At 73.0% G+C, this 20,883-nt stretch carries 27 protein-coding genes; 9 read left to right on the top strand and 18 right to left on the bottom strand.

The window, feature by feature from the left end:
* Nucleotides 1–20: 20 nt before the first annotated feature.
* Nucleotides 21–1,634 (bottom strand): D-alanyl-D-alanine carboxypeptidase/D-alanyl-D-alanine endopeptidase, encoded by a 1,614-nt coding sequence (gene dacB / locus MUU72_RS14310; RefSeq protein WP_248013601.1) that lies wholly within the window; start codon nt 1,632–1,634, stop codon nt 21–23.
* Nucleotides 1,635–1,720: 86 nt separating this feature from the next.
* Between dacB and MUU72_RS14305 the strand changes: the two genes are divergently transcribed.
* Nucleotides 1,721–2,212, top strand: coding sequence for an inorganic diphosphatase (locus MUU72_RS14305; protein ID WP_248013612.1), 492 nt, complete (start codon nt 1,721–1,723; stop codon nt 2,210–2,212).
* A gap of 131 nt (nt 2,213–2,343) precedes the next feature.
* On the opposite strand, the gene MUU72_RS14300 is transcribed toward MUU72_RS14305, so the two are convergent.
* Both MUU72_RS14300 and MUU72_RS14295 read right to left on the bottom strand, forming a co-directional pair.
* Nucleotides 2,344–4,092 carry a threonine/serine exporter family protein gene (locus MUU72_RS14300; RefSeq protein ID WP_372503103.1) on the bottom strand — a complete coding sequence of 583 codons (1,749 nt, stop codon included), beginning with the start codon at nt 4,090–4,092 and terminating at the stop codon, nt 2,344–2,346.
* 349 nt (nt 4,093–4,441) lie between these two features.
* Complete coding sequence (locus tag MUU72_RS14295) at nt 4,442–5,146, bottom strand: DedA family protein (RefSeq protein WP_248013600.1); 705 nt, start codon at nt 5,144–5,146, stop codon at nt 4,442–4,444.
* 266 nt (nt 5,147–5,412) lie between these two features.
* Here MUU72_RS14295 and MUU72_RS14290 point away from each other — a divergent pair, with 266 nt between their 5' ends.
* Nucleotides 5,413–5,781 carry a YbjQ family protein gene (locus tag MUU72_RS14290; RefSeq protein WP_248013599.1) on the top strand — a complete coding sequence of 123 codons (369 nt, stop codon included), beginning with the start codon at nt 5,413–5,415 and terminating at the stop codon, nt 5,779–5,781.
* Nucleotides 5,782–5,824: 43 nt separating this feature from the next.
* Here the strand turns inward: MUU72_RS14290 and MUU72_RS14285 are convergent, their stop codons facing one another.
* The gene (locus tag MUU72_RS14285; protein ID WP_248013610.1) at nt 5,825–6,583 is read right to left on the bottom strand and encodes a MerR family transcriptional regulator; all 759 of its coding nucleotides are present in this window, start codon (nt 6,581–6,583) and stop codon (nt 5,825–5,827) included.
* 121 nt (nt 6,584–6,704) lie between these two features.
* On the opposite strand from MUU72_RS14285, the gene leuE reads away from it, so the two are divergent.
* From leuE to gad, 3 genes are all read left to right on the top strand, one after another.
* Nucleotides 6,705–7,415, top strand: coding sequence for a leucine efflux protein LeuE (gene leuE / locus MUU72_RS14280; RefSeq protein WP_248013598.1), 711 nt, complete (start codon nt 6,705–6,707; stop codon nt 7,413–7,415).
* A gap of 149 nt (nt 7,416–7,564) precedes the next feature.
* Nucleotides 7,565–8,188, top strand: coding sequence for an NAD(P)H:quinone oxidoreductase (gene wrbA, locus MUU72_RS14275; RefSeq protein ID WP_248013597.1), 624 nt, complete (start codon nt 7,565–7,567; stop codon nt 8,186–8,188).
* 15 nt (nt 8,189–8,203) lie between these two features.
* Entirely contained in the window at nt 8,204–9,619 is a 1,416-nt protein-coding gene (gene gad, locus MUU72_RS14270; protein WP_248013596.1) for a glutamate decarboxylase, read from the top strand.
* A 116-nt stretch (nt 9,620–9,735) separates the two neighbouring features.
* Here gad and MUU72_RS14265 read toward each other — a convergent pair whose 3' ends face one another.
* The 3 genes from MUU72_RS14265 to MUU72_RS14255 all read right to left on the bottom strand — a co-directional run bounded on the left by MUU72_RS14265 (nt 9,736) and on the right by MUU72_RS14255 (nt 12,831).
* The gene (locus MUU72_RS14265) at nt 9,736–10,284 is read right to left on the bottom strand and encodes a DinB family protein (RefSeq protein ID WP_248013595.1); all 549 of its coding nucleotides are present in this window, start codon (nt 10,282–10,284) and stop codon (nt 9,736–9,738) included.
* Nucleotides 10,285–10,446: 162 nt separating this feature from the next.
* Complete coding sequence (locus tag MUU72_RS14260) at nt 10,447–11,904, bottom strand: aldehyde dehydrogenase family protein (protein ID WP_248013594.1); 1,458 nt, start codon at nt 11,902–11,904, stop codon at nt 10,447–10,449.
* Nucleotides 11,905–11,967: 63 nt separating this feature from the next.
* Nucleotides 11,968–12,831: a Sco1979 family transcriptional regulator gene (locus MUU72_RS14255; RefSeq protein WP_248013593.1), complete on the bottom strand. Its 864-nt coding sequence runs from the start codon at nt 12,829–12,831 to the stop codon at nt 11,968–11,970.
* A 315-nt stretch (nt 12,832–13,146) separates the two neighbouring features.
* Here MUU72_RS14255 and MUU72_RS14250 point away from each other — a divergent pair, with 315 nt between their 5' ends.
* Nucleotides 13,147–13,656, top strand: coding sequence for an ATP-binding protein (locus MUU72_RS14250; RefSeq protein WP_248013592.1), 510 nt, complete (start codon nt 13,147–13,149; stop codon nt 13,654–13,656).
* A gap of 65 nt (nt 13,657–13,721) precedes the next feature.
* Here MUU72_RS14250 and MUU72_RS14245 read toward each other — a convergent pair whose 3' ends face one another.
* The 7 genes from MUU72_RS14245 to rpmG form a co-directional block, all read right to left on the bottom strand.
* Nucleotides 13,722–13,961, bottom strand: coding sequence for a DUF397 domain-containing protein (locus tag MUU72_RS14245; RefSeq protein WP_248013591.1), 240 nt, complete (start codon nt 13,959–13,961; stop codon nt 13,722–13,724).
* 117 nt (nt 13,962–14,078) lie between these two features.
* Nucleotides 14,079–14,561: an SRPBCC family protein gene (locus tag MUU72_RS14240; RefSeq protein ID WP_248013590.1), complete on the bottom strand. Its 483-nt coding sequence runs from the start codon at nt 14,559–14,561 to the stop codon at nt 14,079–14,081.
* Nucleotides 14,558–14,929 carry an ArsR/SmtB family transcription factor gene (locus MUU72_RS14235; RefSeq protein WP_248013589.1) on the bottom strand — a complete coding sequence of 124 codons (372 nt, stop codon included), beginning with the start codon at nt 14,927–14,929 and terminating at the stop codon, nt 14,558–14,560. The genes MUU72_RS14240 and MUU72_RS14235 overlap by 4 nt, the downstream gene beginning before the upstream one ends.
* Before the next feature lie 73 nt (nt 14,930–15,002).
* Nucleotides 15,003–15,239: a 30S ribosomal protein S18 gene (gene rpsR, locus MUU72_RS14230; RefSeq protein ID WP_248013588.1), complete on the bottom strand. Its 237-nt coding sequence runs from the start codon at nt 15,237–15,239 to the stop codon at nt 15,003–15,005.
* Nucleotides 15,240–15,348: 109 nt separating this feature from the next.
* Complete coding sequence (locus tag MUU72_RS14225; RefSeq protein ID WP_248013587.1) at nt 15,349–16,494, bottom strand: CobW family GTP-binding protein; 1,146 nt, start codon at nt 16,492–16,494, stop codon at nt 15,349–15,351.
* Nucleotides 16,494–16,748 carry a type B 50S ribosomal protein L31 gene (locus MUU72_RS14220; protein ID WP_248013586.1) on the bottom strand — a complete coding sequence of 85 codons (255 nt, stop codon included), beginning with the start codon at nt 16,746–16,748 and terminating at the stop codon, nt 16,494–16,496. Before MUU72_RS14220 ends, MUU72_RS14225 begins: the two co-directional genes overlap by 1 nt.
* Before the next feature lie 5 nt (nt 16,749–16,753).
* A complete protein-coding gene (gene rpmG / locus MUU72_RS14215; RefSeq protein WP_039634212.1) occupies nt 16,754–16,918 on the bottom strand; it encodes a 50S ribosomal protein L33 in 165 nt (54 codons plus the stop codon).
* A 74-nt stretch (nt 16,919–16,992) separates the two neighbouring features.
* On the opposite strand from rpmG, the gene rpmB reads away from it, so the two are divergent.
* From rpmB to tatA, 3 genes are all read left to right on the top strand, one after another.
* Nucleotides 16,993–17,229, top strand: a complete 237-nt coding sequence (rpmB, locus tag MUU72_RS14210) for a 50S ribosomal protein L28 (RefSeq protein ID WP_248013585.1) — start codon at nt 16,993–16,995, stop codon at nt 17,227–17,229.
* Nucleotides 17,229–17,534, top strand: coding sequence for a 30S ribosomal protein S14 (gene rpsN, locus MUU72_RS14205; protein WP_248013584.1), 306 nt, complete (start codon nt 17,229–17,231; stop codon nt 17,532–17,534). Before rpmB ends, rpsN begins: the two co-directional genes overlap by 1 nt.
* A 110-nt stretch (nt 17,535–17,644) precedes the next feature.
* Nucleotides 17,645–17,842 carry a Sec-independent protein translocase subunit TatA gene (gene tatA / locus MUU72_RS14200; protein ID WP_248013583.1) on the top strand — a complete coding sequence of 66 codons (198 nt, stop codon included), beginning with the start codon at nt 17,645–17,647 and terminating at the stop codon, nt 17,840–17,842.
* A 21-nt stretch (nt 17,843–17,863) separates the two neighbouring features.
* Here tatA and MUU72_RS14195 read toward each other — a convergent pair whose 3' ends face one another.
* The 4 genes from MUU72_RS14195 to MUU72_RS14180 form a co-directional block, all read right to left on the bottom strand.
* A complete protein-coding gene (locus MUU72_RS14195; RefSeq protein ID WP_248013582.1) occupies nt 17,864–18,709 on the bottom strand; it encodes a nitrilase-related carbon-nitrogen hydrolase in 846 nt (281 codons plus the stop codon).
* A 242-nt stretch (nt 18,710–18,951) separates the two neighbouring features.
* Nucleotides 18,952–19,515, bottom strand: a complete 564-nt coding sequence (locus MUU72_RS14190; RefSeq protein ID WP_248013581.1) for a chaplin — start codon at nt 19,513–19,515, stop codon at nt 18,952–18,954.
* Between the two features lie 138 nt (nt 19,516–19,653).
* Nucleotides 19,654–20,061, bottom strand: coding sequence for a rodlin (locus MUU72_RS14185; protein ID WP_248013580.1), 408 nt, complete (start codon nt 20,059–20,061; stop codon nt 19,654–19,656).
* 400 nt (nt 20,062–20,461) lie between these two features.
* Nucleotides 20,462–20,872: a rodlin gene (locus MUU72_RS14180; protein WP_248013579.1), complete on the bottom strand. Its 411-nt coding sequence runs from the start codon at nt 20,870–20,872 to the stop codon at nt 20,462–20,464.
* Nucleotides 20,873–20,883: the final 11 nt, after the last annotated feature.

The raw sequence follows: 20,883 nt of genomic DNA, 5'->3' as shown, positions 1-20,883 counted from the left end.
TCCGGGGTCGGTGGGCCGGTTCAGCGGCAGCCGCAGTTGGCGAGGGTGGAGGCCATGCGGTCGAGGGCCTTCTGGGCGGCGGCGGGATCGGTGGTGCCGGTGGTCATGAAGGCGAAGGCCAGGAGGCGGCCGTCGGCGTCCACGACGGTGCCGGCGAGGGTGTTGACGCCGGTCAGGGTGCCGGTCTTGGCGCGGACGGTGCCGGCGCCGGCCGCCTCGTCCGCGTAGCGGCCGCTGAGGGTGCCGGTGAAGGCGGCCACCGGGAGGCCGGTGACGACCGGGCGGAGTTCGGGGCGGTCGGGGGCGGCGGCGAGCAGCAGGAGGCGGGAGAGGAGGTTGGCGGAGACCTTGTCGTCCCGGTCCAGGCCGCTGCCGTCCTCGAAGACCGCACCCGCCAGCGGGAGGTGCTGGGCGGCGAGGGTGGCGCGGACCGCGGCGGCCGCGCCGTCGAAGCTGGCGGGCCGGTGCGCGGCGCGCGCGGTCTGCCGGGCCAGCGCCTCGGCGATGTCGTTGTCGCTGTAGGTCAGCATCCGCTCGACCAGCGCGGACAGCGGCAGCGAGTGGACGGCGGCGATCCGCTCGGGCTTCGCGGGGGCGTGCGCCTGGGCCGGGTCGCCCTTGACCGTGATGCCCTGCCCGCGGAGCAGACCGGCGAAGGCGCGGGCGGCGTCGCCCGCGGGGTCGGTGGCGCGCGGCGCGGTGCCGTGGTCGCTGTCGTCGAGCCGGCCCTCGTCGGTCATCAGGGCGGTGACCGGCGCGATGTTCTCGTTGGGGCCGATGGGGTGCTCGACGGGCCCGGCGTACGCGGAGGTGTCGTAGCCGAGCGCGACGGTGGTGAGCTTGCGCTGCTTCAGGGCGCGGGCGGTGGCGGCGGCCAGGTCGCGCAGGCTGGCCGGCCGGTCGCCGGGGCCCGGCGCCGACGCGCGGGCGGTGAGCGTCGGGTCGCCGCCGCCGACCAGGACGATCCGGGCCGGGCCGGCCAGTACGACGCCGGTGTCGATGCGGTGGTCCGCGCCGAGCCGGGTGAGCGCGGCCACCGCGGTGGCCAGCTTGACCGTGGAGGCGGGGGTGGCCGCCTGGTCCGGCTTCTCGCCGAACAGCCGGCGGCCGGCCGCCACGTCCACGACGGACGCGGTCCGCAGCGGGCCGAGCGCCGGGTCCGCCAGCAGCGGCGCCAGCGCGTCGGCCAGCCCGGCGTCGGTCGGCACCGGTGCCGCGCCGCGGCCCACCGCGCCGTGCGCCGGCCCGCCGAGCGCGGTCAGCACGGCCGGGGCGCTCGGCGCGGGGCCGGGCGCCCGCCCGTCGTCGTGATGCTCGCCACCCGCCGCCGGAGCGGGGGCCGCCGCCGCCCGCTCGGCCGTACGCTGACCCGAGTCCCACGGGCCGGCCGCCGCCACCGCGGCGACCGCGACCGCCAGCCCGGTGGTGGCGGACACCGCAGTCAGCCGCCAGGTCTGCCGGGTGTACGGCGGGGTGGCCCGCCAGGCCAGCCGGGCGGCGTCCGAGGCGGTCCGCGCGGCGCGCTGCGCGGTCCCCGCCGCGGTGCGCGCGCCGCGTTCGGCCCGGCGTGCCGCCACCCGCGCGGAACGCTGCGCCGACTGCCATCTGACCTGCCACATTCGGGTCTCGGGCATCTCGGACCAGCCCCTTTCGCCACCACACACCTGCGTGGGGGACACTTAATCACCAGACGTATGTGTTGATCATGGAGGAGCCACCCGTGGAGTTCGACGTCACCATCGAGATCCCGAAGGGTTCGCGGAACAAGTACGAGGTGGACCACGAGACCGGTCGGATCCGCCTGGACCGTCGACTCTTCACCTCGACCAGCTACCCGGCCGACTACGGCTTCGTCGAGGACACCCTCGGCGAGGACGGCGACCCGCTGGACGCGCTGGTCATCCTGGACGAGCCGACCTTCCCCGGCTGCCTCATCAAGTGCCGTGCCATCGGGATGTTCCGGATGACGGACGAGGCCGGCGGCGACGACAAGCTGCTGTGCGTGCCCGCCTCGGACCCGCGCGTGGAGCACCTCCGCGACATCCACCACGTCTCGGAGTTCGACCGCCTGGAGATCCAGCACTTCTTCGAGGTCTACAAGGACCTGGAGCCCGGCAAGTCCGTCGAGGGCGCCAACTGGGTCGGCCGCGCCGACGCCGAGGCCGAGATCGAGCGCTCCTACAAGCGCTTCGAGGCGCAGGGCGGGCACTGACCCACCCGGAGCGGACCGGGCCACCGCAGGGGCTCTCCGGGGCCCCGCACGGCCGCCGGTCCACTCCGATTTTCGTACGCGAACGGGCGGCACCCATCCGGGGTGCCGCCCGTCGCCGTGTCGCGGGGGGATCAGAAGCCGCGGGTCCGCTTGGCCGCGCGGCGCCCCGCACCGGCCTCGGTGATACCGGGGACGCGCAGGAAGAGCCGGGCGACCTCGCTTCCGAGGTTCACGCCGACCGCGATCGCCAGGGCCAGCGAGGCCGCCTTGATCAGCGAGGAGAAACCTTCCAGCAAATTCCCCTGCGCGAAGTTGAGCAGCCCGAAGTAGGTCGCGCTACCGGGCAGCAGCGGACCGATCGCCGCCGTCACGTAGGGCAGCGCGGAGGCGTAGCGGTAACGGGACAGCAGCTGCCCGAAGAGGCCGACGAGCCCGGCCGCGATGGCCGTCGAGGGCACCGCGTTGAAGTGCGCGGTGGCGGTCAGCGCGCCGTAGACCACCCAGGCCACGCCGCCGTTCAGGGTCGCGAAGGCCACCGTGTGCCGCTCCTGCTGGAGCAGCACGCAGAACGCCAGCGCCAGCAGCATCGAGGCCACGGTCTGCACCACGGGCTCGTTGTAGAGCCGCAGCGCCTGCTCGGGGTTGAGCCGCTGGAGGCCGGGATCGAACTGAAGGCCGATGTAGAGCACCGACAGCACGCCGACGACGATGCCGACGATGAGGTAGCCGACCTCCAGCAGCCGCGCGGAGGCGGTGATGTAGTAGCCCGTCAGGCCGTCCTGCACGCTGGCGACCAGCGCCCGTCCGGGGATCAGGGCGAACAGCCCACCGGTGATCACCGCGGAGGACTGGACGTTGGAGTGCGCCAGCGCGAAGAGCAGCCCCATCCCGGCCGGCGGCATCGCCGCGACCACGAACTGGTAGAACTCCGGCAGCCCGCGCGCGGACGCCAGCCAGGCGAGCCGGTCGCCGAGCATCGAGCCGATCGCCGCCGCGATGAACACCAGCGTCCCGCCGCCGACCAGCATGCTCGCCGCGCCGGACAGCAGCCCGGAGGAGATCGTCAGCGCCCAGCTGGGGAACGGGTGCCGGTTGCGCCGGATCTCGGCCAGTCCGCGGTACGCCTCCTCCAGGCTGATCCCCTCGGAGGTGATCTCGTCGACCAGCCGGAACACCGCCGACAGCCGGGTGTAGTCGACCCCGCGCCGCCGCACCGTCCGGCTGGCGGTCAGCGGGTCCTCGACCAGCGAGGGCTGGTACGAGATCGACAGCAGGGTGAAGGTGACCGTCGGCTCGACCCGCTCCAGCCCGTAGGCGTGCGCGACGCCGAACATCGCGGCCTCGACGTCCTCGGCGCCCTCGCCGCCGGCCAGCAGGATCTCGCCGATCCGCAGCGTCAGGTCCAGGACGCGGGGGGCGGCGGGGCCGCCGCCCTCCTCCTCGGTGCGCTCGGCCCGTTCGGGGACCGGCCGCTCGTGGATCGGCATCCGCAGCATGGTCCGCATCCGGTCCTGCCACGGCGCTTCCTTGGTCAGGCTGAGCGCCGGTATGCCGTGCGGCGGGGTGAAGGCGCCGCCCGGCAGCGGGGTCTGCCCGGTGGTGCTCCCCGGTGGCGCGAACGCCGACCCCTCGGGCTCGGCGGGCCCCTCCGCCCGCAGCCCCTCGGGCAGGGCGAACTCGGAGGTGGGGTGCTCCTCCTCGGGGGGCGGCGGCAGCGGTACGCCCAGCGGCGGGGTGAACGCGCTGCGCGCCTCGTCCGACTGCGGCTTGCGCTCCTCGGGGAGGCCGGCCTGCTCCAGGCTGCCGCTGCCGCTGCCGCTGCCGTTGCTCCTGCTGCCACTGCCGCTGCCGCGCTGGCCGCGTGGTGGGTCCGACGCCACGTAACTCCGCTCCTCGTGCGTACGCCTCCTGCCGTTCGGTCATGCACACGATGCCGCATACCGGAACGCCCCGCTTGCCCGGGGCCCACCCACCGCCTGCCCCGGCCGACGCCCCACACGCCCCCGAACCTCGCCCGCGGGCCCGCGGGGCCCCCTCCGGCCCCGCGAAGGCGGCCCCGCGCACACCACCGGAGCCCGGCCGGAAGAGGGGGACGGGCACCTGCGGGGCGCAGGGACGGCAAAGGGGGGCGGCCCCCTGGCCGCCCCCCACCGCCACGGCGGGCGCCCCTGGCGCGGCGGGGCCCGGCGGCATCAGGACCGCCCCGGGCCCCCGCGCGGGGCGCCGGTCTCACCGCTTCGCGTGCCGCCCCCGCTGGCCCCGCCCCGCGACCGCCACCGAGTCCGCCGCACCGGCGCCCGCCGCCGCCCGCCGCTTGCTCTTGCCGCGCGCCCGCAGGAACTCGATGACGACCGGGATGACGGAGACCAGCACGATCCCGACGAGGATCGCCTCGATGTTCTTGTGGACGAACTCGACGTTGCCCAGCGCCGCGCCCAGCAGCGTCACACCGCCGCCCCACAGCGTCCCACCGATGACGTTGAAGGTGAGGAACGAGCGGTAGTTCATCAGGCTGACGCCGGCGATGATCGGCGTGAACGTGCGGACGATCGGGACGAACCGGGCCAGGATCAGCGACTTGGGACCGTGCTTCTCGAAGAAGGCGTGCGCCTTCTCGACGTTCTCCTGCTTGAACAGACGGGAGTCGGGCCGCTTGAAGAGCGAGGGGCCGACCTTCCGGCCGAAGAGGTAGCCGGCCTGGTCGCCCAGGACGGCCGCCAGCACCACCAGGCCGCACACCAGCCACAGCGGCTTGCCGAGCTTGCCGGCCGTCACCATCAGACCGGTGGTGAACAGCAGCGAATCGCCCGGCAGGAAGAAGCCGATCAGCAGCCCGGACTCCGCGAACACGATGAGCAGGACGCCGATCAGGCCGAATGTCGTGATCAAGTAGTCCGAGTTCAGCCACTGGGGGCCGAGCGCGAGAGTATTCACGGGGTGAAAGCTCCTGGGTCGAGGGCGCCCGGCTCGCGCGGTGCGGCGAGCGGAAGCGAGGATGCAGGCGCAGTGTGCGGCCCAAAGCTATCAACGGACCATGCCGCCCCGTGGTTCCAGGCGCGGCCCCCGGCCGCCCCGCCGCCCGCGCCGGGCCCGCGCCACCCGACCGCCCCCGACCGCTGGCCGCCCCCGCCCGCCCGGGCGATCCTGGCCGCACCGGCAGGAGGCACGGGCGGCGCGGCACGGGCAGTGAGGTGCGGAGCATGGGCATCGAGGACTACGGGGGCGGACAGCAGGCGCGGGCGGACGTCCTGGTCGTGACGACCAACGACGTGCCGGGGTTTCACGTGAAACATGTGATCGGCGAAGTCTTCGGCCTCACCGTCCGCTCCCGCCACCTCGGCAGCCAGATCGGCGCGGGCCTGAAGTCGATGATCGGCGGCGAGCTGCGCGGCCTGACCAAGACCCTCGTCCAGACCCGCACCCAGGCCATGGAGCGCCTGGTCGAGCAGGCCCGCTCCCGCGGCGCGAACGCGGTGCTGATGTTCCGGTTCGATGTGACGGAGGCCGCCGACGTGGGCACCGAGGTGTGCGCGTACGGCACGGCGGTCGTCCTGGAGCCGCAGAGCTGATCCGCCGGCGCGGCCCCGGACCCGCCGGCCCGGCCGCGCCGCCTCAGCTGTGCCGCACCGCGTTGGCCAGCATCGCGTCCCGCAGGTAGGCCGCGAGCCCGGGCCGGATCGCCTCGTAGGTGGCGGTGAAGCGCTCGTCCGCGACGTACATCTCGCCGAGGCGGCTGTGCAGCTCGTGGCCGCAGTCGTAGTACGCGCGGCCGATGAACCGGCGGTGCTCCCCGGCGACGTCCATCGCCGCCGCGGAGTCCGCGGGGACGCCCGCGGCGAGCAGGTCCGCCATCCGCCGGTGCAGGGCGTCGAGTTCGGCCGTCAGCCGTTTCCAGTCCTCCTTGGTGTAGCCGGCGGTCCGGCGCTGCGACTCGCGGTAGGCGTCGGTGCCGCCCCACCGTTGTGCCGCTTCGCCGGCGTACCGGTCGGGGTCGAAGTCGCCGAAGACCTCGAACTTCTCCTCCGGGGTGAGCCGTACGTTCATCCTGCGTGCCTCCATCGCGTGGGCGACGGCGGCGGCCATCTTCCGGAGCGTGGCGATCCGCGCGGTCAGCAGGCCGTACTGGCGCCGCAGGTGCTGCTGCGGGTCGGCGTCCGGATCGTCGAGGAGGGCCGCCACCTCGTCGAGCGGAAAGCCGAGTTCCCGGTAGAACAGGATCTGCTGGAGCCGGTCCAGGTCGCCGTCGCCGTAGCGGCGGTGGCCCGCGCGGTTGCGCTCACCGGGCACCAGCAGCCCGATCTCGTCGTAGTGGTGCAGCGTGCGCACCGTCACTCCGGCGAAACCGGCGACCTGGCCCACCGAATAGCTCACTTCCGCTCCCTTGTCGGTCATCGGTACGCGCTCCACGATGGCCCCTCACGCGACGTGAGGGGCAAGTCCGGATTCTGAAAGGCCGGTGAGGCGCCCGGCCGCCGGGTGAGACCCTCCCCGCATGCTCGGAATAACGGACCTGTCCACGTATCTGGCGGGCGTCGCCCTGATCATCCTGCTCCCGGGGCCGAATTCGCTCTACGTCGTCTCGGTCGCCGCGCGGCGCGGCCGGCGGGTGGCGTACCGGGCGGCCGCGGGCGTGCTGTGCGGCGACACGGTGCTGATGACGCTGTCGGCGGGCGGGGTGGCCTCGCTGCTGAAGGCCAGCCCGGTGCTGTTCGGCATCGTGAAGTTCGCCGGCGCGGGCTATCTGACGTGGCTGGCCGCCGGGATGCTGCGCGGCGCCTGGTCGCTGTGGCGCAACGGCGGCCGGGCCTCCCGCACGGCGCGGCGGGCGGCGGCCGCGGAACGGGCGGACGCGGCCGGCCCGGCCGGTGACGGCACCGCGGCGGCCTCCCCCAGGGCCGCCGTCGAGCGGCCGTTCCGCCGGGCCCTGGTGGTCAGCCTGCTCAACCCGAAGGCGATCCTGTTCTTCATCTCCTTCTTCGTGCAGTTCGTCGACCCGTCCTACGCGCACCCGGCGCTGTCGTTCGTGGCCCTGGGCACCCTGGCGCAGCTGTTCAGCATCAGCTACCTGTCGGTGCTGATCTTCAGCGGGACGTACCTGGCGGCGACCTTCCGCCGCCGCAGGCGGCTGACCGCCGGGCTGACCGCGGGCGCCGGCGCCGCCTTCCTCGGCTTCGCGGCCAAGCTGTCGCTGGCCGGCACCTGACCCCCCGGGCCGGCGCCGCCGCGCCGCCCGCCACCGGGCCGGCTCCCCCGCGGGGGGGGGGGGGACCGGCCCGGTGGCGCTTCCACTGGGCGAACCCTGGAGGCCCCGGTCCCGTTATGCGCTTATTGTCGGTTTCCAGGAGGTGAGTCATGCCCGTCCACGACGTCAACGTCGCCGTCATCTACTACTCGTCGACCGGCACCGTCGCCGAACTGGCCCGGCTGATCGCCGACACCGCCGAGCACGCCGGCGCCGACGTCCGGCTGCGCCGGGTCGCCGAACTCGCCCCGCAGGCCGCCATCGACGCCAACCCGGCCTGGGCGGCCAACGCCGCCGCCACCGCCGACATCCTGGAGGCGGCCCCCGAGGACATGCTCTGGGCGGACGCCGTGCTCCTCGGCACCCCGACCCGCTTCGGCAATGTGACGTCCCAGCTCAAGCAGTTCCTGGACACCCTGGGCGGTCTCTGGCAGCAGGGCCGGCTGGCCGACAAGGTCTACAGCGGCTTCACCGCCTCCGGCACCCGGCACGGCGGCCAGGAATCCACCCTCCTCGCGCTGTACCACACCGTCCACCACTTCGGCGGCATCCTCATCGCCCCCGGGTACACCGACCCGGCGAAGTTCACCGATGGCAATCCGTACGGCACCTCGCACGTCGGCGGCCCGGAGACCCCGGTCGACGCCGACGCCCGCACCGCCGCCCGCGTCCAGGCCGAGCGGGTCGTGAAGTTCACCAAGGCGATCAAAGCCGGCCTCGCGGCCGCGAGTTGAGAGCAGGCCGCAGCGATGACCCTCCACAAAGGCGCCTCCGCCCACGACCGCCGGCGCCGCGCCCACCCGGTGAACCCCTTCTACGGCGAGGCCGACCCGGTCAGCGGGATGGAGACCTCGCCCCCGCGCCACACCCTCCCCGAGGGCCCGGTCTCCCCGCACACCGCCTATCAGTTCGTCCACGACGAGCTGATGCTGGACGGCAACGCCCGGTTGAACCTCGCCACCTTCGTCACCACCTGGATGGAGCCGCAGGCCACCGTCCTGATGTCGGAGTGCCGGGACAAGAACATGATCGACAAGGACGAGTACCCGCGCACCGCCGAACTGGAGCGGCGCTGCGTGGCGATGCTCGCCGACCTCTGGCACGTCCCCGACCCGGATGCCGCCATGGGCTGCTCCACCACCGGCTCCAGCGAAGCCTGCATGCTCGCCGGGATGGCCCTCAAGCGCCGCTGGGCGCAGCGCAACCGCGACCGCTATCCCGGCTCCGCCCGGCCCAACCTCGTCATGGGCGCCAACGTGCAGGTCTGCTGGGACAAGTTCTGCAACTTCTGGGAGGTCGAGGCCCGCCAGGTCCCGATGGAGGGCGACCGCTTCCACCTCGACGCGGAATCCGCCGCGGCGCTCTGCGACGAGAACACCATCGGCGTGGTCGCCGTCCTCGGCTCCACCTTCGACGGCTCCTACGAGCCGGTGGCCGACATCTGCGCGGCGCTCGACGCCCTCCAGGAGCGCACCGGCCTGGACGTCCCGGTCCACGTGGACGGCGCGTCCGGCGCCATGGTCGCGCCGTTCCTCGACCCCGACCTGGTCTGGGACTTCCGCCTCCCCCGGGTCGCCTCGATCAACACCTCCGGCCACAAGTACGGCCTGGTCTACCCCGGCGTCGGCTGGGCGCTCTGGCGCGACCGGACGGCGCTCCCGGAGGAACTGGTCTTCCGCGTCAACTACCTGGGCGGCGACATGCCGACCTTCGCCCTCAACTTCTCCCGCCCCGGCGCCCAGGTGGCCGCCCAGTACTACACCTTCCTGCGGCTGGGCCGCTCCGGCTTCCGCGCCGTCCAGCAGGCCACCCGCGACGTGGCCCGCTCGCTGGCCGAACGGATCGGCGCACTGGGCGACTTCACCCTGCTCACCCGCGGCGACCAGCTGCCGGTCTTCGCCTTCACCACCACCGGTGACGTCACCGCCTACGACGTCTTCGACGTCTCCCGAAGGATGAAGGAGCGCGGCTGGCTGATCCCCGCCTACTCCTTCCCGCCCAACCGCCAGGACCTCTCCGTCCTCCGCGTGGTGTGCCGCAACGGCTTCTCGCTCGACCTCGCCGACCTCTTCATGGCCGACCTGGAGGAGCTGCTGCCCGAACTGCGCCGCCAGTCCGGGCCGTTGGACGTCCCCGAGGGCGTCGCCACCGCCTTCCACCACTGACGCCCGCGGGCCGCGCGCCCCGCCGCGCCTCGGCCGGCGCCCGGCCCGCTCCCGCCCGCCCCCTCCGGCAGCACCCCCGCGGACGGCTCCCCGGGCAGGGCGCGCCGGCCCGCCGCTCACCCCTGGCCGGCCTGCTGCTCCTCCGCGACCAGCTCGAAGGCGGTCTTCCCGTCCAGCGCCTCCCGGACGATGTCGGCGTGGCCGGCGTGCCGGGCGATCTCCTCGATCAGGTGCAGCATCAGCCAGCGCATCGACTGCCGGGCGCCCTCGGGGAACCACGGCGCCTCCGGCAGCGGGAAGGTGTCGTTCAGGCTGGGCACCCCGCGGAGGAACTTCTCCGTCTCGGCGGCGACCCCCTCCCAGTACGCCAGCATCCCCGCCACGGTCTCGTCGGCCTTCAGCTCGAAGCCCTCCTGCCAGGTGCTCTGGTCGCGCGGTACGGAATGCGGGCGCTGCTGCGCCATCTCCACCCAGCGCTGCTCGACCTCCGCCGCGTGCTTGACCAGCCCGCCCAGCGACAGCTCACTGACGCTCGGCCGCTGCCGGGCCTGCTCGTCGGTCAGCCCCCGGACCGCCCGCCGCAGACCGCCGCGCTGCGCCTCCAGGAACGCCAGCAGCGCACCGCGCTCGTCACCGTGGGCCTCGGCAAGAACATGAGTGGGCATGCGATCACCTTTCCTCTCGCCGGCGGCGGGACACCGCGGGCGCACCGGCCGGGACCCGACTGCCCGACCACCTTCGGAACACCCTCACCGTAGGCGCCCACTAGGACAGGGAGTGTCCTCGATGCGCCAACGGCCGGGCCGCCCCGCCGGCGCCGGTCCGCCTCACAGCGGGAACGGCGACCGCCCGTGCTGGATCGACACCCACTTCTGCGTGGTGAACGCCTCCACCGTGGACTCGCCGTTCAGCCGCCCGACCCCGGAGAACTTCTCCCCGCCGAACGCCACCTGCGGCTCGTCGTGCACCGTCCCGTCGTTGACGTGGATCATGCCGGTCTCGATCCGCCGGGCGATCCGCACCCCGCGCTCCAGGTCCGCGGTGTGCACCGCCCCGCTGAGCCCGTACGGGGAGTCGTTGGCGATCCGCACCGCCTCCTCCTCGCCGTCGAACGGCATCAGCATCGCCACCGGCCCGAACAGCTCCTGCCCGTGCAGCACGGAGTCCGCCGGCAGCCCGGCCAGCACGCTCGGCTCGACGAGATTGCCCTCCGTGCGGCCGCGCAGCAGCGCCGTGGCGCCGTCGGCTATCGCCCGGTCCACCAACCCGGTCAGCGCCTCCGCCTGGAAGGTGTTGATCAGCGGGCCGATCTGGGTCCGCGGGTCCCGCGGGTCACCGGTCCGCAGCGCCGCCACCCGGGCCACGAACTTCTCGGTGAACTCGGCCTCGACGGCGCGGTCCAGCAGCACGCGGTTGGCGGCCATGCAGACCTGCCCCTGGTAGACGAACCGGCTGAAGACCGCGGCGTCCACCGCGTAGTCGACGTCCGCGTCGTCCAGCACGATCAGCGCGCTGTTGCCGCTGAGTTCGAGGACCACCCGCTTGAAGTGCCCGGCGCTGACCGCCGCGACGTGCCGGCCGACCTTGTCCGACCCGGCGAACGAGATGACCCGGGGCACCGGGTGCTCGATCAGCGCGTCCCCGATCTCCGCGATGTCGGTGATCAGCACGTTGAGCAGGCCGGCCGGCAGCCCGGCGTCCTGGAACAGCTTGGCGATCAGCCCGCCGCCGGTGATCGGGGTGTTCTGGTTGGGCTTGATCACCACCGCGTTGCCCAGCGCCAGGGCCGGCGCCACGGACTTCATGGAGATCAGGAACGGGAAGTTGAACGGGCTGATCACCCCGATGACCCCGGCGGGCAGGGTGTAGACGCGGTTCTCCTTGCCGTCCACCGGGGAGGGCAGGATGCGGCCCTGCGGGCGCAGCGCCAGCTGGATCGCCTCGCGGACGAACTCCTTGGCGAGCCGGACCTCGTACTGCGCCTTGGCGCGCGTACCGCCCAGTTCGAGGACGAGCGCTTCGGTGATCTCCTCCTCGCGCTCCTCGATCAGCCGCAGCAGCCGCTCGGTGACCTGCCGCCGCTCGTAGGGATTGCGCCGCGCCCAGTCCCGCTGCGCCCGCTCGGCGGCGCGGTAGGCCGCGTCGACCTGGTCCACCCCGGCCACCGTGATCGACGCCAGCTTCTCCTGGTCGTAGGGGTTGAAATCGATGATGTCCCACGAGCCGCTGCCGGCCCGCCATTCACCGTCGATGAACTGGTAGGCCAGGTCTGCGAAGAAGGACATGGCATCCCTACTCTGTGCGGCACTGCTCTGCGGGGGGTGATGCAGCGTCATCCTACTGCCGGGTCACGTCAGTTGGAGGAGGCCGCGGAGCAGATCCCTGGTCTCGGAGGGCCCCGGACTGTCCTCCTGGAGGCTCTCCATCGCGCGCTCGTACTGCGCGACCTCCTCCGGCTTGTCCACGTAGAGCGCGCTGGTGAGCTGCTCCAGGTAGACGACGTCGGAGAGGTCGGACTCCGGGAAGCGCAGCATGGTGAACGCACCGCTCTCGCCCGCGTGCCCGCCGAAGTTGAACGGCATCACCTGGAGCCGCACATTGGGCCGCTCCGAGATGTCGATCAGGTGCTTCAACTGGCCCCGCATCACCGCGCGTCCGCCGTACGGCCGGCGCAGCGCCGCCTCGTCGAGCACGCAGTGCAGCCGCGGGGCCCGCTCGGAGACCAGCAGCTTCTGCCGCTCCTGGCGCAGCGCGACCCGGCGCTGGACGTCGGCCGCCGACGCGCCCGGCATACCGCGGGAGACCACCGCGTGCGCGTACTCCTCGGTCTGGAGCAGCCCGTGGACGAACTGGACCTCGTAGACCCGCAGCAGGGACGCGGCCGCCTCCAGGCCGACATACGTCTGGAACCAGCCGGGCAGGACATCGCTGTAGCTGTGCCACCAGCCCGCGACGTTCGCCTCCTTGGCCAGTGCCAGCAGCGCCTCACGCTCCTGTTCGTCGTTCACGCCGTACAGCGTGAGGAGATCTGCGACATCGCGTGCCTTGAAGCTCACCCTGCCCAACTCCATGCGGCTGATCTTCGATTCGGACGCACGGATCGAGTAGCCGGCCGCTTCCCGGGTTATCCCGCGCGATTCACGCAGCCGGCGGAGCTGGGATCCGAGCAGGATCCGCCGCACCACCGACCCGCCCGACTCACTTGCGGACACCTCTCTGACCCTCCTGTGACCCCACCCCGTCCAACAGTGGGCCGCAGTCTGCCATGTCCAGGCTTCGTTCAGTGCTCATGTGGTTACTGATATGTGCGGCTCCCGCAAGCCCTCCACAACAAACCCCAGGAAGAATACGGCGGTTATACGGGCAGCCCTACGCATTCACGTCAGCTGCACGTGCATCTGCCCTTGCATCTGCCCTACGCATTGGGAACGATAGGCGTCGCACGCATGCACGCTCGTGAAAGATCCGCCAGATCCCCGGCTGACCGGCCTGGGTCATGACGTCCGCGAACGCCAGGAGTGCCTCGCATGGGGACCAAGGTTTCGACCATGCTCGATTTCGAGCCGTTATGGCAGGGCTTCCCTCCCGTCGACCCCTTGGCCGTCTCCGGTTCCGCCTCCTGCCCGCTCCCGCCGCGCTACGAATCCGTCGGCGGCGCCCGGAGGTTCACCCGCGAAACGCTCACCGGCTGGGGCCTGGAGGAGCTCTTCGACGGCGTCGCCCTGGTGGTCTCCGAGCTGGTCACCAACGCCCTGCGGCACGCGGTGCTGGCCGCGCCGGACCACCCCGGCTTCGGCCCGGACCTCCCCGACGCCGGCCTGCCCGCCCGGCTCCACCTGATGCGCTGGTCCTCCCGCCTGGTCTGCGCGGTACGGGATCCCAGCGACGCCTCACCGGAGGCCGGCGAGGCGGACTCCGCCGCCGAGTCGGGCCGCGGGCTGTACCTCGTGGACTCCTTCAGCGACAGCTGGGGCTGGCACCGGCTGTCCGGCGGCCGGCACGGCAAGATCGTGTGGGCCCTCTTCCGGCTGCCCTGACACGGCTGCCCGCACGCGCCGCACCACCGGGCGCCCGCTCCCCGCGGGCGCCCGTTCCCGTACGCTCAGTCGCGCACCAGGTGGTCGAACTCACCGTCCTTGGCGCCCCGCAGCATCGCCTCGACCTCGGCGGGCGTGTAGACCAGCGCCGGGCCGTCCGGGAAACGGGAATTGCGGACCGCTATGTCACCGCCGGGCAGTTTGGCGAATTCCACGCAGGAGCCCTGCGAGTTGCTGTGCCGGCTCTTGAGCCATCTCACGTCGCGGAGCTCCGTGGCGGCCATGCCGTTGTATGCGTGGGGCACAGGGCTCTCCCGGTGGTGAACGCGGTGATAAACGGTGTCAACTGCCCGGGATCATAGCTTCGTTCACATGCGGATGCATGCGCAGATGCACGTGCACGACAGGGGGTGCCGGGCCGGTCACAGCTCGTTGAGCACGTTCCCCAATCCCTCCGTCACAATCGAACGCCAGCCGCCGCTCATGATGCGGTGCGCCTGCACCTGGTACGGGTCGTCCGGGTCGAAGCCCTCGTGGACGAGGAAGAGACGGGTGCCGCGCCCTTCGGGTTCCAGGGTCCAGGTGAGGGTCCAGTCGGCGCGGTTGCCCTGGCCCTCGTCCGCGTCCTGCCAGCGCAGCCGCAGCGACCGCTCCACCTCGTACCCGAGGACCTCGGCGATGACGGTGCCGGAGAAGTTGGCGTTCGGCCGGGGCAGCGTGCGCAGCGTGTAGCGGTGGCCGACCTCCAGCCGGAAGTCGCCGGGCATCATCCACTGCGCGAGCAGCTCGGGCTCGGTCAGCGCGCGCCAGACCGCGGCCGGCGGATGGGGCAGGAAGTGGTCGACGCGGAGCGCCGTCGCGTCCGCGGGGTCGTCACCGGGGGCCGGGAAGCCGTGGGGGGTCATGGTGCCTCTTCGTGGGGGATGCGGTCGAGCAGCGTGCCCAGGCCCGCGAGCTTCGCGCGCCAGAACCGCTCGTAGGGTCCGAGCCAGTCCTGCACCTCGCCGAGCGGGGCGGCCTCCAGCCGGTAGATCCGCTGCCGGCCGGCCCGCCGCTCGCTCACCAGCCCGGCCTCGCGCAGCACCTTCAGGTGCTCGGACAGGCTCGGGCGGGTCATCGCGAAGTGCTCGGCCAGCCGCCGGACGGGCTGTGGCCCGCCGTCCCGCAGCAGGCGGAGCACCTCGCGGCGGGTGGCGTTGGCGAGCGCCGCGAAGACCCGGTCCTGGTCCGGCTCGGACGGGACGGCACGCGGCGCGGCAGGAGTGGCATGCACCCCGGCACCATACGTAGGGGATTCCCTACGCGTCAAACGTAGGAAATCCCCTACCCGTCACCGGGTCGGTGCGCTACCGCGCGGCGTACGGCAGCAGCGCCATCTCCCGGGCGTTCTTGACCGCCCGGGCCAACTGCCGCTGCTGCCGGGCCGTGACCCGGGTGACCCGGCGGCTGCGGATCTTCCCCCGGTCGGAGAGGAACCTCCTGAGCAGATCGGTGTCCTTGTAGTCGACGTAGGTGATGCCGGCCGCGTCCAGCGGGTTGGGACGGGGCGCGGCCGGGCGGCGGGGGTCGTTCCGACGGGGCATGGGGGCTTCCTCACGGGGACTTGTAAGGGGACGGGGGCGCTCCTCCGGCGCGGGACCGGCGGCGGAGGGGCGGCTTCCGGGCGCGCGCCCGGACGGTTCGCCGGTCGCGTCAGGACACCGGGTCGAGCAGCTCGTCGAAGGCGGGCGGCAGGCTCTTCCAGGCCGCCGGCCCGCCCGCGTACTCGGCGTCGGTGAGCAGGCAGCTCGCCAGCAGCGTGCGCAGCCCCGCGCGGTCCAGGCCCGGCGAGACGAAGACCAGGTGCTGGCCGCGGTCGCCGTGCCCGGGGTGCCAGTCGAGGGCGGCGGCGGCCCGGCGGAAGGGTGGCACCAGCTCCCAGGCGGCGTCCGGCAGCGCGGCCAGCCACGGCCCGGCGTTCTCCACGCACAGCGCCCCGCCCGCGGCGTCCCAGGACAGCAGGGTGTCCGGCCGGTCGGCCAGCCAGAAGCGGCCCCGGCTGCGGGCCGCCGCGCAGGTCAGGTCCTCCAGCGCCGCGTAGAGCCGCCCGGGGTGGAACGGCCGGGCCGCGCGCCAGACGAACGTGGCCACCCCGGCCGCCTCGGCCTCCTGCGGCAGCAGCGCGCACGCCGGGTGCTGCCGGGCCGCGGCCGCGTCCACGTCGAAGCCGGCGAGCGCGGCGGCGGCCAGGTCGCCGGAGTCCACCGGCACCCGGCGGGCGGTGGGGTGCAGCTGGGCCAGCAGCGCGCGGTCGGCGTCGTCGGCCTCCTCCGCACCGGCGGCGAGCGCCAGGACGGGGGCGTACTCCAGCTGGCGTGCCCAGGTGTCGGCGACCGTGCGCCGGTCGGACGCGGCGGCCGCCAGCCCGGCCTCGGCGAGGTCGTCCCCGCAGCCCAGATACGGCAGGACCAGCGCCGGATCGACCGCGGTGAGCACCCCGGTCAGCACCAGGTCCTCACCGGACGACGCGATCACCTCGGCCATCGCCTTCGGCTCGACCGAGTCCCACAGCTCGACGACCGCCAGCCGGCAGGTCCGCCCCGCGGCCAGCCGCGCGAGCTCCGGCACCAGGTCCTCGCGCAGCGCACAGCACGCGCAGTCGTTGACCAGCGGCGTCTCGCCGGTGTCCAGGGTGCCGCCGGCGTCGCGGACCGTGCGCCGCACGGTGCCGCCGGCCGCGGCGGACAGGTCGTGGTGGAGGGCGACGCTGCCGGGGACGGTCCGCAGCAGCCGCTCGACGGCGGCCCGCCGGGCGTCCGCGTGCAGCCCGCCCACCAGCGCGACGCGCAGCGGCTCCATCAGCGGGCCCCGCGCGTGCCATACCGCCGCTCGAACCGCTCGACGCGGCCGGCGGTGTCCAGCACCCGGGCGGTGCCCGTGTAGAAGGGGTGGCTCGCCGAGGAGATCTCGACATCGACGACGGGATAGGTGTTCCCGTCCTCCCACTCGACGGTCTTGTCGCTGGTCATCGTGGACCGGGTCAGGAAGGCGAGGCCCCCGGCCCGGTCGCGGAAGACGACCGGCCCGTACGGGGGGTGGATTCCGGGCTTCATCGGGCTCAGCGCTCCTCTCGGAAGGTGACGTGCCGGCCGGCGACCGGGTCGTACTTGCGCAGTTCCAGGCGGTCGGGGTCGTTGCGGCGGTTCTTGCGGGTGACGTAGGTGAACCCGGTGCCGGCGGTGGACCGGAGCTTGATGACCGGGCGGAGTTCGTTGCGGGCCATGCCGGGTAGTATACGTAAATGGTTTCCATTTTCAATAAGCCCTCATGGGGCCCGACCGCCGGAGGAACCGCACCGTGTCCGCCCACTGCCAGCTGACCGGCCGCGCGCCGGGTTTCGGCAAGACCGTCTCCCACTCGCACCGCCGCACCGCCCGCCGCTTCGACCCCAACATCCAGCGCAAGCGCTACTGGCTGGGGAGCGAGGGCCGCCACATCCGGCTGACCCTGAGCGCCAAGGGGATCAAGACCGTCGACGCCATCGGCGTCGAGGCCGCCGTCGCCCGCATCCGCGCCCGCGGGGAGAAGGTCTGATGGCCAAGAAGAGCAAGATCGTCAAGAACGAGCGGCGCCGCGCCACGGTCGCCCGCTACGCCGCCCGCCGCGCCCTCCTCACGGCCGTCCTCCGCGACCCGCGCACCTCCGGCGAGGAGCGCGCCACCGCCCGGCGGGAACTGTCCCGCCAGCCCCGGGACGCCAGCGCCACCCGCGTCCGCAACCGCGACAGCGTCGACGGCCGCCCGCGCGGCTACTTCCGGGCCTTCGGCCTGTCCCGCGTCAATCTGCGCGACCAGGCCCACAAGGGCTACCTGCCGGGGGTCACCAAGTCCAGCTGGTGACCCCTCACGGCCGCCCGCCCGGGGCGCGACCCCCCTGGGCGGACGGCCGGACCGTTCGGGTCATACTGGACAGACCCCCGCAGGCACCCCCGACGAAAGCGAGAGCGCCGATGCTGCGCAACGCCCTGGAGCCCTGGCACCTGTTCCTGATCCTGGCCGTCCTCGTGCTGGTCTTCGGGTCCAAGAAGCTCCCCGACATGGCGCGCGGCCTGGGCCGCTCGATGCACATCCTCAAGTCGGAGGCCAAGGCCCTCAAGGACGAGCACGCCGCCGAGCCGGTCCGCGCGGAGCAGCCCGCCGGCCGCTGACCCGGCCCGGGTCCGCCGCGGTCAGTGGTCCCCGCCCTCGTCGATCAGCCGCCGCACCTCGCGGTCGATCAGCCCCAGCCGGGCCTCCGCGACCAGCGGCACCGCCCGCCGCTGGCGCCGCGCCTCGGACGGGTCGATCTCCACGGTGACCAGCGCGGGCTCCCACTTGGGCGCCTGGGCCACCACCGCGCCCCTGGGGTCCACCACCCGTGAGCCGCCCCAGAAGGCCGCCCCGTGCTCGTTGCCGACCCGGTTGACGAACACCACCCAGCACTGGAGCATCCGCGCCGTGTAGGACAGCAGGGTGTCCCAGTACAGCCCGGTGTCCATCGCCTCCGGATCCAGGCTCGCCGCGCTGTTGGTCGGCACGAACAGCACCTCGGCGCCGTCCTGCACCGCCAGCCACGGCAGCACCGGCTGCCAGGCGTCGTTGCACACCAGCGTCGCGCCCCGGCCCCCGCTCCCGGACTTCGCCAGCGGGTACGCCCGCAGCGACTGCCCGGGGCTGACGTGCTTGCGCTCCTCCCAGGCCAGGTAGTTCGGCAGGTAGAGCTTGCGGTGGGCGTGCACCAGCGCCCCGTCCACGTAGTACGCGGAGGTGTTGTACGCGCGCAGGCTGGTGTGCTCGTGGAAGCCGATCAGCACGGCCGGCCCCAGCGTGCTCAGCTCCCGCAGCCGCGGATCGTCCACCTCGACGGACTCGTCCCGTTCGAGCGCCCCCAAGTGGTAGCCGTGCAGGCTCAGTTCGGGGAAGACGACGAGGTCCGCGCCCTGCGCCGCGGCCTGCTCGATCCGCTCCCGGGCGACCCGGAGGTTCTCCGGTACGTCCCCCAGGAGGCAGTCCGTCTGCGCCAGCGCGACCAGCATGCCCATCCCCCTCGGCTCACGTTCTTCACCCGGCCCGAGCGGCTTCTGCCGCCGTCACGGCCGCCGGGACCTTCCGGGCCTACACTCCGATTCTTCCCCGAAGGGCCGCCCCGGCGCCTCCCGGCCGCGAACGGAAGCACGCCCCGGGGCAGCTACCCGCCCCGGCGCCCCCGGCCGGAGGGCCCGGCGCCCCCGTACACCGCCCGGCGGCCCCGCCGGCCGGCCCGCCGCTCCCTTGGTGCTCAGCCCCGCCGCTTACGGGCCCGGCGCAGCAGCACCACCCCGCCGAGCAGCAGCCCGCCGCCCGCGCCGGCCGCCAGCCCCAGCCGCTCCGCGCCGCTGGACGCCAGCAGTGCCTCCCCCGCCGACTTCCCGGCCCGGGCCACCTCGCCCACCCGCGGGTCGTGCCCGGCGGGCTCCGCGGCGACCGGCCGGGACGGGGCCGCCTGCCGGTGCGGCCGCTGCGGCCGCGGCTCCGGGTCCGGCGCCCGCCGCGCGGGGGCCGCCCGGTGCGGCGCCTGCGGCGGCGCGGCCAGCGGCGGGCGCGGGGCGGGCGGCCGGGCCGCCGAACCGTTCCCGCAGCCGTTCCCCATCGCCGGGTTCAGCAGCCCCACCCCGTTGACCGAGTTGCCGCAGACGTTGACCGGGGCGTTCACCTCCACCGTGACCGTGTTCCCGGACAGCACGCCGGGAGAGTCCGCGGCGCCCCCGTGCGCACCGGCGTCGGCGAACACCGGCCCGGCGCCCGCCCCCAGCACCCCCGACGCCGCCGCAACGAGCACGCATGTCTTCAGGCTCTGTCGCATGTCTCCTCACTCCGCAGTCCTCGCGCGGGCGACCCGCCCGCACCCCCCGTGGTCCTCGCACGACCGGGCGGCCGGCAGCGCGTACGCCCGCCGGCCGCCCGGTATCGCAAGCGGTGCCTCGGACCGGCCCGACGGCCGTCAGTGGTTCTTGACGCCGTTGGCCGAGAGGATCGGGATGTCGTCCAGGATGTGCGACAGCGCCTCGTCGCCCTTGGCCTGCGTCGAGTTCTCGGCGCACTGCTGGTTCTGCGGCGAGGACAGCACGTTGATGTCCTGGATGCCGATGTTCAGCAGAGCGATCAGGGACTGGACGTTCACCTTGGCGGGCAGACCGATGCAGAGGTCGTTCAGCGAGCCCTGGACGAGGCCGAGCTGGGTGCTGAGCTTCCCGTGCGTGGTGGAGTTGCCGTACACGGACTTGGACCCGTTGCCGTTGACCGTGCTGGTGCCGTCCTGGTCGCCGACGGCCAGGGCTTCCGGAGCCGCCGCGGCCGAAATTCCGACGAGCGATGCCGCGATCGCCGCGGCCGCCATCATCTTCTTCATCGCGCTAAACCCTTCAGGAGAAGGAACTCCCGGGCACGGGAGCCCTGTTTGAACAACAGGCCACAGGCGCCCGGGTTCCGCACCGTCACCCGAATAGACGGTGATACGCCTCCCGAAAAGGCCCATGACACACCGCGGGGCCCGGAGAAACTCCATGGAAATTTCCCGGGCCCCGCACTCATTTCCGGCCGGCATGCCAATGCCCTGGCAACCCCATCAATCTCGCAAGGGCATTGGCATGCGTCCCTCCACACACCATTCCCAACGATCCGGCCGACCCGCGGACGGTCACAGCGGAATAACAATCCGTGCCACCGGAGAAATCACACCGGGCGGGAAAACGAAAAGCCCGGACCACCCAGACACGGAAATCTGGGCAGCCCGGGCCGTGCTCGACCGGTCAGCGGTTGTGCACGCCGTTCGCGGAGAGGATCGGGATGTCGTCCAGGATGTGCGACAGCGGCTCGTCACCCTTGGCCTGGGTGGAGTTCTCGGTGCACTGCTGGTTCTGCGGCGACGACAGGACGTTGATGTCCTGGATACCGATGTTGACCAGCGCCAGGATCGACTGCACGTTGAGCTTGGCGGGCAGACCGATGCAGGGCTTGTTGAGCGAGCCCTGGATCAGACCGATCTGCGGGCTCATGTAGCCGTACGTGGTCGAGTTCCCGTAGATCTGCCTCGAACCGTTGCCGTTGACGGACGAGGTGCCGTGCTGGTTACCCGTGGCCATCGCCTGGGGGGCGGCAGCCGCGGATACCCCGACAATGGACGCAGCCGCGGCTGCGGTCGCCAGAGCCTTCTTGATCATTACGTGATCCT

The organism is Streptomyces rhizoryzae (assembly GCF_023155275.1).
GTDB classification, from domain to species: Bacteria; Actinomycetota; Actinomycetes; order Streptomycetales; family Streptomycetaceae; genus Streptomyces; species Streptomyces rhizoryzae.
Note: the sequence above shows the minus strand (reverse complement) of the source record. Positions and strands in the feature narration are given on the sequence as shown.